Raw genomic sequence first — 13191 nt, 5'->3', positions numbered from 1 at the left:
TAGAGAGGAAAGAAGCAGCGGTTCCCGCAGGAACCGCTGTGAAGGGGCGTCAGACCGCCGGACGCGCAATAATGCTGCGGGTTTCCATGCGAACTTCAGCGATAGTGACATCGATAACGTCAGTCACTTTATAGACTACTTCACCTTTGATCTGCACGGTACCGTTCTCCTGACTGCACACCAGTTCGTCGCGCACGGCGTGGAGGAACGGGGCCGGAATAAAGGCGACCGCGCCATTGTCCACCAGACGCACGCGCATCCCGCCGCGGCTGACGTCGATGATCTCCGCCGCGAAGCGGGTATCGGTCCCGGCTTTATCGTTGAGGAAACGGGCGTACAGCCAGTCGGCGACGTCGCGCTCGGCCATCCGGTTGAGACGACGGCGCTCCGCCATCTGCACGGTGGCTTCATCCTGGGGACGCGCAATGGTCTCGCCTTTAATGATGGCTTTCAGCAGACGGTGGTTGATCATGTCGCCATACTTACGGATCGGCGAGGTCCAGGTGGCATAGGCTTCAAGCCCAAGACCAAAGTGCGGGCCCGGCTCGGTGCTGATTTCCGCAAACGACTGGAAGCGGCGAATGCGGCTGTCGAGGAAACCGGTCGGCTGAGCGTCCAGTTCCCGGCGCAGCTTGCAGAACCCTTCCAGGGTGAGCACTTCCGTCGGGTCGACGTGCACATCATGGGTTTTCAGCAGGGCGGCCAACTGCTCGGTGTTCGCCGGGTCGAAACCGGTATGAACGTTATAAACGCCGAAGCCGAGCTTGTCGCGCAGAACGCGGGCGGCACAGATGTTGGCGGCGATCATCGACTCTTCGACAATGCGGTTGGCAATGCGACGCGGTTCCGCGACGATATCCAGCACTTCGCCTTTTTCGCCGAGAACGAAACGGTAGTCCGGACGGTCTTTGAACACCAGCGCATGGGTCTGACGCCATTCGCTACGACGCTGGCACACGTCCTTCAGCAGCGTAATTTGCTGCGCGATCGCCTCGCTGTCCGGCTGCCAGCTGCCGCGGCCTTCCAGCCAGTCAGAGACGTCGTCATAGGCCAGCTTGGCTTTCGATTCGATGGTGGCGGCAAAGAACTCGATATTGTCTTCGATGGTGCCATCGGCCGCCAGAGTCATCCGGCAGGCCAGCACCGGGCGCACTTCGTTAGCACGCAGGGAGCAGAGGTCGTCCGACAGCTCGCGCGGCAGCATTGGAATGTTGAAGCCCGGCAGATAGTTGGTAAAGGCGCGCACTTTTGCGGCGTTATCCAGCTTGCTGCCTTCGGCAATCCAGGCGGTCGGGTCGGCAATGGCGACCGTCAGCAGCAGTTTGCCATCAGCAGTGGACTCGGCATACAACGCATCGTCCATATCTTCGGTGCTGGCGCTGTCAATGGTGACGAAGTCGAGGGCGGTTAGGTCGCGGCGCGTCAGCCCCTCGTCGAGCATCTCGGTGGCGACGCCGTCCGGTGCCTCTTTCTCAAGATTATGGCGCGCCAGGGTTACCCACCATGGGACGAAGTGGTCGTCGCTAAAAGTGATGAACTGGGTCAACTCCGCGTAAAATCCGCGGTCGCCTTTTAATGGATGACGGCGCATCTCGGCGACGGCCCAGTCACCCTGTTTAAAATCGTGCTCAACGCCGCGGGCGGCGCGGCAGGGAATGGCGTCTTTCAGCAGCGGATGGTCAGGAACGATAGCGAGGCGATCGTCTTTCTTCTGGACTTTACCGACAAAACGAGTCAGGAAGGGCTCAACCAGCGATTCCGGCTCGGCGCTTTCGCGTTCTTTTTCAGAATGGATCACCGCGACGATACGGTCGCCATGCATCACTTTTTTCATCTGCGGCGGCGGAATGAAGTAGCTCTTCTGAGCGTCCACTTCGAGGAAGCCAAAGCCCTTTTCCGTGCCCTTAACGACCCCTTCCGCGCGCGGCGTCTGGGAATGCAGTTGCTGTTTAAGCTGCGCTAGCAGCGGGTTATCCTGAAACATAATTAGGTATTTTCGTGGCTAAAAGAGCGGCTGACATTTTTACGCGAATATGCCTGCCGCAGCAAGCGCTGTTTCAGCAATTTACGTCTGCTGACGCACGTTGCCGAGGGCGATTTTCAGACGATTCATCCATCCGCAGAGCCCGCTCCAGATCAACAGATCGATTGCTTGTTGCTCAGAGAGTCGATATTCCGCGAGGGGCGTTAACTGGGCGGCGCTAAACCGGTCAGGCGAGCGGGTTAACAGCTGCACCGCGGTCACGAGAGACCGGGCCTGAGGATGCTGCTGGAGCCAGTGATGGAGGGCCTGGTCGCCCTCCCGCAGATGGCTGGCGAACTCCTTTTCACCCTGCCAGTGGGGGAGCCAGGCGTCAAAACAGGTGGGGCTGCCATTGGTGCGCGCCGTGAGTAAGGCGACCTGCGGGCCAAAGGTATCATCCGTGCTGAGCTGGCGGATCAAGATCTCCAGAGGCGCGAATAACTGTGGGTCGCAGGCCAGCAGCGGCGCCAGCTCGCCCAGACCGGGCAGCGACTGCCAGCCGGCGATGCGCCGCTGACGCTCATCATCGGCATACTGCAGGTCGGGATCCGCAATGTCTGCCTGCCATGCTCCCGGCGGCGGGGCGAACAGTTCCGCGGGTGCCTCCTCTTGCTGGGGCATACCGGGGATCCAGCGCACCGGAAAGCCCTGGGCCGCCTGCAGGACGGCAATCGCCCGCGCCTGGAAGCCGACGAATCCGATAATCTGGTTGAACAGAATAATGTCCCGACTGGTTAAGCCCACTTCGTCCAGCTGGCTACGGGAGAGAGCGTTAATAACCGAGGGCGAACCGGCAAGCTGACGAGCATATTGCGTGATTTGCGCCAGACGACGGTTGCTCTCGCGCGAGGAATCGGGGCCTGGCAGGGGAGCAAGGCGGGCGGCGTAGTGGTTACACAGCCGCTGGACGCCGTAGACCTGGGCGACGGTGAGCGCGGTGCTGAGTCGATCGTAAGCGGTAAAGGTCTGCAGGCGACTCACCGCCACCTGGTCGGGAAACAGCAGTTCGGCCAGCTGGCGTGCGGGGTGTAGCCAGTCAGCGTGGGCACGTAGCCAGGCGGCCGGCAGCGTCAGGTCCAGCAAAAAGCGGTCTTCAACATGGGCGGCTTCAGGGACGAGCGGCAGGACATCCACCGGGCAGATTGTTGACTGGGTTTCGTGATACCAGTGATTTTTGCCATTCACGCGGCGTGGCTCCATGGGCTTTCCTTGTTCGGTATGTGGCGAACCGCCGTTCCGCGGATCGTTTATGCAGAACTATCCTGGCGTAACCCGGAAGCAGGAGAAAATATTGATACGTGCTAACAAATAGCCGATTGGAATAACAGGTGGGGCGTAAGGCGTGGGGGATGGAAGAACCCTCCTCACCGGGGCGAGGAGGGGAAGGAACTTATTTCAGTTCCAGCTCGTTCATGGCGGCGATATTGAACCCGCCGTCAACGTGAACGACTTCACCGGAGATCCCCGCAGACAGGTTGGAGCACAGGAAGGCTGCGCTGTTACCCACATCTTCAATGGTGACGGTGCGACGGATCGGGGTGACCGCTTCGCAGTGCGCCAGCATTTTACGGAAATCTTTAATACCGGACGCGGCCAGCGTACGGATAGGACCGGCAGAGATGGCATTGACGCGAACGCCTTCCGGACCCATGGCGTTAGCCATATAGCGGACGTTAGCTTCCAGAGAGGCTTTGGCCAGACCCATCACGTTATAGTTCGGGATCGCGCGCTCTGCGCCCAGGTAGGAGAGCGTCAGCAGAGCCGAACCCGGGTTCAGCATGCCGCGGCAGGCTTTGGCCATTGCCACGAAGCTGTAAGCGCTGATGTCGTGCGCGATTTTAAAGCCGTCGCGAGTGACAACGTCAACGTAGTCGCCGTCTAACTGGTCAGCCGGGGCAAAACCGATTGAGTGGACGAAACCATCGAATTTTGGCCAGACTTTTTCCAGCTCGGTGAACAGCGCGGTGATGCTCTCATCTTCAGCAACGTCGCACGGCAGCACAATGTCAGAACCCAGCGCGGCAGCAAACTCTTCTACGCGACCTTTCAGTTTCTCATTCTGATAGGTGAATGCCAGTTCCGCGCCTTCGCGGTGCATTGCCTGCGCGATGCCGTAGGCGATGGACAGTTTGCTGGCGACGCCAGTGATCAAAATGCGCTTACCGGAAAGAAAACCCATAGCTTTAATCCTTATCGTTATTGCTTATTTTTACTTTAACAATCATAACGTTAACATTGTTATTTCAAAATAACTCAAATTTAGCCGGGAATTATATCCCACTGACGACCCCTTGTGTCACGATATTTTTCAGCCGGTCCGCGCCGCGCGGGGCAAAAGTACATCGCGATAGCTGCAGTATATCATCTCTCCTGACGATTATTTGAGCGCGATCTCCGCCAGCAGCAGGCGTCCATTGCTGCCCAGGGGACGCAGATTCCGCGGGGATCCACCGCGCCAGCAGAGGCCGCTGCCGGCCGCGCAGCGTCGCCCGGCCAGATCCCACTCGCCTTGTAGAACATAAGCTACCCCTCGCTGGCAGGGCATTGCAGGTCGCTAACGACCTGAACTGTCGCCGACGCGCGCCCGCGCTGAGTCATGATATTGAAGTCCAGCCCTGGCGCAACGATCCCGACGCTGGACAGCGCCCATTCGCCGGGGAAAGCCCACGGCTGCCAGAGCGCGAGCGGTTGGTCGATATTCTCGCCACACAGCCGTAGCGGCTGCCCCGCCAGCAGAGTAATGACCCGGTCGACGCCAGGAAAGGGGGAGAAAGGGCCATCCGCCTGCAGGGTGGCAATACTCGCTCGCCAGAGAAAAGGGGCATCTGGAGCGGGTACGCAGATGATTTCGCGCGTCTCTCCGCCACCGTTTTTCCACGGCGTTACGGGGAGCGTCGAAAGTTGAAAAGGGACCATCATGGGCAGCATACCTTAGTTAATCGCTTCCGGCGTCAACAATAAGCACCGCCTTGAGCTAGTTTAGTAACTTTCTGCAATACAAATATTTTACATATTCGTCACAAAGTGAGAGTGCATGCAAGGCGCTGAGTTGTCAATGCTTGTATATACAAGAACGATTGAGTGAGGTGATATTAATAACTTGAGTGAGGAACCTATGTCTTCGTTTTCGTCTACAGACGGGCAGTCAAAGAGCAATTATGCTGGAATGAGTGAAAGGCGGTCGATTGATTACATCCCGGAAAGCGAACGGCATGGACACCCTTTTAGCCAGTTCACCCTTTGGTTTGGCGGCAATCTGCAAATTACGGCGATTGTCACTGGCGCTTTAGCCGTTGTGCTGGGCGGCGATGTAGTGTGGTCTCTGGTCGGGCTGCTGGTCGGTCAGATGCTGGGGGCGGCGGTGATGTCTCTGCATGCGCTGCAGGGACCGCGACTGGGACTTCCGCAAATGATCCTTAGCCGCGCCCAGTTTGGGGTTTTTGGCGCGGTGGTGCCGCTGGTGCTGGTTTGCGTCATGTATATCGGTTTTTCTGCCAGCGGCACCGTATTGGCCGGGCAGGCAATGGCCAAACTACTGAATATCAGCCACGTAGCCGGGATGCTGATATTCAGTGCGATTATTATCGTTATCGCCGTCCTCGGTTATAAGGTGATCCACAAGCTGGGCAAACTGGCGAGTATCGTCGGAATTCTCGCCTTCGTTTATATGTTCATCACGCTGCTACTTTCGGCCGATCTCAGTGCGCTCGCGCACAATAACCATTTTTCGCTGCCGACGTTTTTATTAGCCGTATCGCTCTCCTCATCGTGGCAGATCGCTTTTTGCCCCTATGTATCCGACTATTCGCGCTACCTGCCACGCGATGTTTCCGCCACGAAAACGTGGTGCTCAGTGTTTTTCGGCACCGTATTTGGTACCCAAACGTCGATGACGCTCGGGGTTCTGACAGCGGCCATTGCCGGCAGCGCGTTCCCTGGTCATGAGGTGAGCTATCTGGTGGGATTAGGTAAGAGTCAGGCGATGGCCATGGTTATCTATTTCGCCATCTGTTTTGGTAAAATTACCTTCACTACCCTCAATGCGTACGGCAGCTTTATGTCGCTGACCACCATTGTTTCCGCCTTCCGCCGGCAAACCGTGCTGTCGCAAAAGTGTCGCATTGCATTCGTGGTGCTGATGGTGACGGCTTCCTGCATTATCGCGTTGCTTAGCGAACCCGCTTTCTTAAAGCATTTCACGCATTTTCTTCTGTTTCTGCTGGCGTTCTTCGTGCCGTGGAGCGCCATCTGTCTGACGGATTATTATCTTATCTCGAAGGGCGCCATCGATATTCCGGCGCTAAGCGACCCGCAGCAACGCTACGGGTTCTGGAACCTGTACGCGATCACCCTGTTTATCGTCGGTGTGCTTATCCAGTTGCCGTTCATTGAGAACCCGTTGTTCCATGGTTCGCTCACGTGGATCTTCGCCGGTAACGATGTCTCATGGATAATAGGCTGGTTTGGCACCGGGGTTCTTTACTACGCGCTGCGCCGCTTTGACCGCCGGTCGCTGCCGGCGCAGAGTCTTTTCCCTTCCACCTGAATGACAAGGGCGGCGTGAGGGCCGCCCCTGCCGTTGCCTGCCAGCTATTTCCCGTCTTTGCGCCAGGCGTCGGCGGTGAGGGCTTCCCCGAAGTGGCCGGCGATCAGGCGCCGGGTCAGGTCGTGCAGCGGCGAGGCCAGCACATCGGCAGTGCTGCCGCGCTCGACCACTTCGCCGTTATGCATCACCAGCACCTGATCGCTGATGTGTTTCATCATTCCCAGGTGCTGGGTGACATAGATATAGGAGATGCCCTGTTTCTCCTGCAGCTCCAGCATCAGGTTGATAAGCTGGGAGCGCATCGACATATCCAGCGAGGCCAGCGCCTCATCGCAGACGATAACCTTCGGGCGCAGGATCAGCGCCCTGGCGAGGCCGAGACGCTGCTTCTGACCGGGCGCCAGCATATGGGGGTAGTAGCTGACGTGGTCCGGCAGCAGACCGACCATGCGCAGGGTGTCGATTATCTGCTTCTGCCGCGCCTCGGCGTCGAGATCGGTATTCAGTCGCAGCGGAAAATCGAGGATCTGCGAGATGCGCTGGCGCGGGTTTAGCGAGGTCGACGGATCCTGAAAGATCATGCGAATCTTCTGGCTGCGGTAGGAGTAATCCCCAAAAGTCAGCGGATGATCGTCAATCAGCAGTTCGCCGCTGGTGGGTTCCACCATGCCCGCCAGCATCTTCGCGAGGGTCGATTTCCCGGAGCCGTTCTCGCCGATAATCGCCAGCGTCTGCCGTTCACGCAGGGTAAAACTCAGCGGCTTAACCGCCTCAACCGTCTGACGGTGAAACCAGCCGGTGCGGTAGCGAAAGGTCTTACTGAGTTGGCGAACTTCCAGCAATGTTTCGACCATTTCACTCTTTCTCCATGTTCAACGGGAAATGACAGGCGTACAGATGGTTGCGCGCCCCGGTAAGACGCGGCGTTTCGATACACTCGCGCTGGGCGTACGGGCAGCGCGGCCCTAGCCGACAGCCGATAGGCAACTGCTCCAGCAGCGGGATCGCTCCAGGCAGGGTGTTGAGGCGACTTTTATGCGGCATGGCGCTACCGAAATCCGGGATCGCGCGGATTAACGCCTGGGTGTAGGGGTGATGTGGGAGAGTGATCAGCTCTTCGCTGGGCCCGCTCTCCACCGTCTGCCCGCAGTACATGACGTTGATTTTATCCGCCCATTTGCTGAGCATTTGCAGGTCATGGCTGATCAGCAAGATGGTGGTGTTGTTGTTCTGGTTGAGCCGCGTCAGCAGGCGAATAATCTGCGCCTGGGTGGTCGGCTCCATGGCGTTGGTCGGCTCGTCGGCAATCAGCAGACGCGGCTGGTTGGCCAGGGCGATGGCGATCATCACCTTCTGGCACTCGCCCTCGGTCAGCTGATAAGGGAAGCTGCGCATGGCATCTTTGTGATCTTTAATGCCGACGCGGTGCAACAGCTCGATGGCCCGGCGCTTGCGCCAGCCCAGCCGTTGCCACCAGCGGCCCTTGTAGGTCCAGCCGGGGATACTCTGAATCAGCTGCTGGCCGATGCGCTCAGAGGGATCGAGGCACGACTGGGGCTCCTGAAAAATCATCGACACGTTATGGCCGATCAGCTTCCGGCGCTCGCGGTTCGACAGTCGCAGCAGGTCAATGTCATCGAAGCGCATGCGGTCGGCCGTGACCCGCCAGTTGTCTTTGGTCACGCCGCAGATAGCTTTGGCAATAAGGCTTTTCCCGGAGCCGGATTCCCCCACCAGGCCGCGGATTTCGCCTTCGGTCAGCGTCAGGCTGACGCGATCGACGGCTTTTACCCAGCCTTCGCTGGTTTTAAATTCAATGGTTAAGTGACGAATATCGAGTAACGGCATTATTCTACCCCGGCAATGATCGCCCGGCGAATACCGTCGCCCAGCAGGTTGACCAGCAGTACGCTGAGCATAATCGCCGCCCCGGGGAGCATCACGGTCCACGGCGCCACATAGATAAGCTCCAGCGCATCGCCCAGCATGGCTCCCCATTCCGGCGAAGGCAGCTGGGCGCCGAGATCAAGAAAGCCCAGCGCGGCAATATCCAGAATGGCCATCGACAGGGCGCGAGTGATCTCGGTCACCAGGCCGGAGGCGATATTGGGCAGGATGGCGAACAGCAGAATATTCAGCGTCGAGGCGCCGTCGAGGCGGGCGGCGATGATGTACTCTTTCTCCAGCTCATCGTGGACCATGCTGTAGACGGAGCGCACCATGCGCGGCAGCAGCGCCAGCCAGACGGCGAACATCGCATGGCTGAGATGCGGCCCGGCAAAGGCGACGACGATAATCGCCAGCAGCAGCGAGGGGATGGAGAGCAGGGTGTCGAGGATATGGTTCATCACCGCCGAGCGCAGGCCGTGGGTCGATCCGGCAATCACGCCCAGCACCAGACCAAACAGCGTGGCGCCGAGGGTGACGACAAAAGCGCCGCCGACGGTGGGCGCCGCGCCGCTCAGCAGTCGGCTCAGCACATCGCGGCCGAGGTCATCGGTTCCCAGAAAGAAGGAGACTTCGCCATAGCGCGACCACGACGGCGGCAACAGCTGGTAGCCGAGGAACTGCTGGTCGATGCCGTAGGGGGCGAACCAGCCGCCGAAGACGCAGAGCAGCAGCAGGCCCGCGCAGCCGTACAGACCGATCATCGCCGTGGTGTCGCCATAGAACTTACGCCATACGGTGCGCAGCGCGCCGGGCGGACGCTTTTCCAGATAAACGCTATCGTAGGGCATACCATTCCTTATGTTTCAGTGGGTTAGCCATGGCACCGAGAATATCGGAAATCACGTTGACAATAATCACCAGCGCGCCAATCACCATCACTCCGGCGGAGATCGCCGCGTAGTCCTGCTGGCGAATGGCGTTGATCAGCCAGCGGCCCAGTCCAGGCCAGCTGAACACCATCTCAGTGATCATCGCCAGGGTGAGCATGGTGGAAAACTGCAGGCCGAGACGCGGGATCACCGGCGGCAGGGCGTTGTGCAGCACATGGCGCAGTAGAATTTTGCGTCGCGACACGCCGCGGGTGGCGGCCGCTTTTACATAGTTAGTGTCATACACCTCGCTGGTGCTAATGCGCATCAGGCGGATCACTTCAGTGGTGGGGGCGACCGCCAGGGTCAATACCGGCAGCACCATATGCCGGGCGGCGCTGACGATCATCTCATGGCGCCACGGCGAGTCCGAAAGCCAGGCGTCGATCAGCGCGAAACCGGTGACGTTTTTCACCTCATACAGCAGATCGAAGCGACCGGAGACCGGAAGCCAGCCGAGGGTCAGGGAAAAGAAGAGGGTCAGGAGCAGCGCCAGCCAGAAGACCGGGATCGAGAAACCGACCAGCGCGACGGCGCTGATCAGGGTATCGGGCCATTTATTGCGCATTACGCCGGCGATCATCCCCACCGGAATGCCTATCAGCAGGGCAAAGCCGAAGGCGAGGATGCACAGCTCCATGGTCGCCGGGAACACCTCGCGCAACTGCTCAGAAATCAGCTGGCCGTTAATGCTGGAGACGCCGAAATCCCAGTGCAGCACCCCTTCAAACCAGAACAGCCACGCATTCCACAGGGAAGCGCCCTGCAGTGGGGCATGAGGGGTGAAATAGCTCAGGCTGAAACCGACAAAGGTCAGAAAAAAGAGGGTGATCAGCAGCAGCAGCAGACGGCGCAGGGTAAAAATAATCATGGCTTTTTCACCTCTTCGGTATTTTCCCTCGATACGCCAGCGAACGAAGCGTTACCGAAAGGGCTGAGCACCAGGCCTTTCATATCATAGCGGTAGGCCTGCAGCCGCAGCGACGAGGCCAGCGGCAGGACCGGCAGTTCGCGGGCGAGGATCCGCTGCGCCTCTTTGTAAGCGTCCATCCGCGAGGAGAGCTGCTGCGAGAGCAGCGCTTTTTGCAGCACGTCGTCAAACTCCCGGTTACACCAGTGGGCAAAGTTGGTTTGCGAGGCGATGGCCGCGCAGCTCAGCAGCGGTCGGAAGAAACTGTCCGGATCGTTACTGTCCGTCGCCCAGCCGGAGAGCGTCAGGTCGTGGCTCATGTCCATCAGGCGCGCCTCCTGGAAACGTCCCTCTACCGGCACAATAATCACCTTAACGCCAATCTGCGCCATATCCGCCTGGATAAGCTCCGCCGTTTTCAGCGGGCTGGGATTCCACGCCTGCGAGCTGGTGGGCACCCACAGCTTGAGGGTCAGGTTTTCCAGCCCCAGGGCTTTCAGGCGGGCGCGGGCCTCCTGCGGATTATATTCGGTAATTTTAGCGTCATTATCGTAGGCCCACGAGGCCCGCGGCAGCATGGACGCCGCTGTCTCCGCGGTGCCATAGTAGATGGACTGCATCAGGCGCTGGTTGTTAATCGCCAGCGCCAGGGCATGGCGCACCTCAGGGTTATCCAGCGGCGGCTTGGCGGTGTTGAAGGCCAGCCAGGCGATGTTCATTCCCGGGCGCAGCGTCAGGCGCAGGCGCGGGTCGTCACGCAGGATCGTCAACTGGCTGGCGGCTGGCCAGGCCAGCACGTCGCATTCTCCGGTCAGCAGTTTCGACAGGCGGCCGGTGCCGCCGGAGCCAAGGTCGACCACCACCTGGGGCATCAACGGTTTGCCGCGCCAGTAGCCGGGGTGGCGCTGCAGGCGAACATATTGTCCGGAGCGGTAATCGGATAGCTGGAACGGGCCGGTGCCAACCGGCTGGCGGTCCAGTTGCTCCTGGCGGTCGTCCTGCGTTAAGCGGGCGGCATATTCGGCAGAGGTAATTGACGCATAGTGGGTGGCCAGATGCCAGAGGAACGAGGCGTCCGGCCGCTTGAGGCGAAACTCCACGGTCTGATTATCCAGCTTGCGGACGCTCTCCACGCTGTCAGCAAACTGCAGACTGTCGAAGTAGGGGAAGCTGCTGCCGTTGACGTTGTGCCACGGATGGTCGCGGTTAAAAATACGGCCAAAGGTAAAAATGACGTCATCGGCATTAAAGTCCCGCGTCGGGGTAAACCACGCCGTGCGTTGAAACGGGACGTGGCGGCGCAGGTGAAAGCGGTAGGTGGCGCCGTTATCGAGAACTTCCCAGCTCTCCGCCAGCTCGGGGACCAGCCGGTAGGTATAGGGATCGACGTCAAGCAGACGATCGTAGATCTGAGCGGCCAGCGTATCGACAATCAGGCCGCTGCTGACTTTCTGCGGGTTAAAGGTATTAACCTGGCCGCTGACGCAATAGACGAAACCGCTATCGCGGATATCGGCGCGGTCGGGGAGCGCAGGGGCGGCAAAAGCTTGCCCACACAGCACGGAAACGGCTGCCAGGAGAGATGACAATTTCAGGCGCATATTTTCTGTTTGATTATAGAGCTGAACTCTATCTTATTAAGATTAATAGACATTCACCACCGCCTTCAACAAGCCTGAGGGATAATGCGGTTACCGGGTGCGTATAGTATTCAGTCAATTGATTAAAATAGTCGCGGAACCGAGTCTGTATAGTGAAACATGGTAACTTTTTATCGCCGATATCGCCAGTCAGCTCTGTTTGGCCGCGGTTGACCAAACGGCGACGGCGTGCGGACGCTAGAGAATAGATTCAGTATAGCGGGGAGAAAGCCGATGACCCGACGGGCGACTAGCCGTACCCGTCGGGTGTGATACAGGGGGAGCGTGTTTCGATTATTGTGACAGTGTCACTTTATGATAGTCCATGTTCTGCAGGTCCTCCAGCAGCCCGGGGCCAACCGGCTGCCACTGCAAGCGCTCGCGGGTCCATGCCGAGCTGGCGCGCAGGTCAAGGGCGGTGAACGGCGCAAACCAGCCGAACCAGGCGTCGACCTGCGACTCATCCAGGTGGGTCAGCGGCAGGTTTAATCCGTGGGCAATTACCGCGGCAATATCGCGTAATGCGATCCCCTCTTCGGCCACCGCATGATAGCGCTCGCCGGCCGCGCCCTGAAGCAGCGCGCTGACATACAGACGTGCGACGTCATCGACATGGGCGGCTGACCAGCGGTTGCTTCCCTCGCCGCGCAGGGCTACCGCCCCGTTGGCGATCGCGCGTTCGATGTAGCAGGTCAGCAGTCCCTGACGCACGGTGTCATGCACCTGCGGTAAGCGGACCACCCTGACATCCACTCCCGCCTCCAGCAACTGCTGGCCGGCGAGCTCTGAGGCGGTGCGCGGGCTGGGGTGCGCTGAGTTGAAGAACGACTCCCGGGCCGGGGCGCCGCTCCCGTCGTCGCCCATCAGCGTGCCGGAGGTGATCACCAGCGGCCGCGTGCTGCCTCGCAGCGCCTGGCCCAGGGCCAGGATCGCCTGGCGGTCTTTCTCGCAGTTAGCGGCAAAGCGGCTGAAGTCGTGGTCGAAGGCGGTATGGATCACCGCGTCGGCGTTCCCGACGCCAGCCAGCAGCGACTCCGGGGCATCCAGCGTGCCGCGATGCACCTCGGCGCCGGCCGCCTTCAGGGCCTGTGCGGTGCTTTCGCTGCGCGCGAGGCCGATAACCTGATGGCCCGACGCCTGCAGCGCCGGAAGAATACGTGAGCCGATAAATCCGCTCGCGCCGGTAAGAAATATACGCATCATGGATCTCCTGAATGGGTTTCAGGCGTATCCTACCTGCGATGTCATACTAT

General features: G+C 59.5%; 10 protein-coding genes and 1 pseudogene. 1 reads left to right on the top strand and 10 read right to left on the bottom strand.

All coding sequences use genetic code 11. The features are described 5' to 3' along the window. Window positions 1–49 precede the first annotated feature (49 nt). The 4 genes and pseudogenes from LPQ25_RS14980 to LPQ25_RS14965 all read right to left on the bottom strand — a co-directional run bounded on the left by LPQ25_RS14980 (window position 50) and on the right by LPQ25_RS14965 (window position 4942). Window positions 50–1984 (bottom strand): exoribonuclease II, encoded by a 1935-nt coding sequence (locus tag LPQ25_RS14980; RefSeq protein WP_002901787.1) that lies wholly within the window; start codon window positions 1982–1984, stop codon window positions 50–52. Window positions 1985–2065: 81 nt separating this feature from the next. Then, window positions 2066–3223 carry a carboxymuconolactone decarboxylase family protein gene (locus tag LPQ25_RS14975; protein ID WP_014907761.1) on the bottom strand — a complete coding sequence of 386 codons (1158 nt, stop codon included), beginning with the start codon at window positions 3221–3223 and terminating at the stop codon, window positions 2066–2068. 190 nt (window positions 3224–3413) lie between these two features. Continuing rightward, on the bottom strand, window positions 3414–4202 hold the full coding sequence (gene fabI / locus LPQ25_RS14970) for an enoyl-ACP reductase FabI (RefSeq protein ID WP_004140277.1): 789 nt from the start codon (window positions 4200–4202) through the stop codon (window positions 3414–3416). Window positions 4203–4400: 198 nt separating this feature from the next. Beyond that, a pseudogene (locus LPQ25_RS14965) lies at window positions 4401–4942 on the bottom strand (HutD/Ves family protein). Between the two features lie 247 nt (window positions 4943–5189). Between LPQ25_RS14965 and LPQ25_RS14960 the strand changes: the two are divergent. Further along, window positions 5190–6569, top strand: a complete 1380-nt coding sequence (locus LPQ25_RS14960; RefSeq protein WP_014907759.1) for a purine-cytosine permease family protein — start codon at window positions 5190–5192, stop codon at window positions 6567–6569. A gap of 44 nt (window positions 6570–6613) precedes the next feature. On the opposite strand, the gene sapF is transcribed toward LPQ25_RS14960, so the two are convergent. From sapF to LPQ25_RS14930, 6 genes are all read right to left on the bottom strand, one after another. Next, complete coding sequence (sapF, locus tag LPQ25_RS14955; RefSeq protein ID WP_004140269.1) at window positions 6614–7423, bottom strand: putrescine export ABC transporter ATP-binding protein SapF; 810 nt, start codon at window positions 7421–7423, stop codon at window positions 6614–6616. Window position 7424: 1 nt separating this feature from the next. Further along, on the bottom strand, window positions 7425–8417 hold the full coding sequence (sapD, locus tag LPQ25_RS14950; RefSeq protein WP_004140266.1) for a putrescine export ABC transporter ATP-binding protein SapD: 993 nt from the start codon (window positions 8415–8417) through the stop codon (window positions 7425–7427). Beyond that, window positions 8417–9307 (bottom strand): putrescine export ABC transporter permease SapC, encoded by an 891-nt coding sequence (sapC, locus tag LPQ25_RS14945; protein ID WP_004151901.1) that lies wholly within the window; start codon window positions 9305–9307, stop codon window positions 8417–8419. Before sapC ends, sapD begins: the two co-directional genes overlap by 1 nt. After that, window positions 9294–10259, bottom strand: coding sequence for a putrescine export ABC transporter permease SapB (gene sapB / locus LPQ25_RS14940; protein ID WP_002901816.1), 966 nt, complete (start codon window positions 10257–10259; stop codon window positions 9294–9296). Before sapB ends, sapC begins: the two co-directional genes overlap by 14 nt. Further along, complete coding sequence (gene sapA / locus LPQ25_RS14935) at window positions 10256–11899, bottom strand: ABC transporter substrate-binding protein SapA (RefSeq protein WP_015874697.1); 1644 nt, start codon at window positions 11897–11899, stop codon at window positions 10256–10258. Before sapA ends, sapB begins: the two co-directional genes overlap by 4 nt. Window positions 11900–12232: 333 nt before the next feature. Next, window positions 12233–13141: an SDR family oxidoreductase gene (locus LPQ25_RS14930; RefSeq protein ID WP_014907757.1), complete on the bottom strand. Its 909-nt coding sequence runs from the start codon at window positions 13139–13141 to the stop codon at window positions 12233–12235. Window positions 13142–13191 lie beyond the last annotated feature (50 nt).

The sequence above is a fragment of the Klebsiella sp. KPN54798 genome (assembly GCF_021184225.1).
Classification (GTDB): domain Bacteria; phylum Pseudomonadota; class Gammaproteobacteria; order Enterobacterales; family Enterobacteriaceae; genus Klebsiella; species Klebsiella pneumoniae.
The sequence above is the reverse complement of the archived record's forward strand: the minus strand, read 5'-3'. Positions and strand labels throughout refer to the sequence as shown.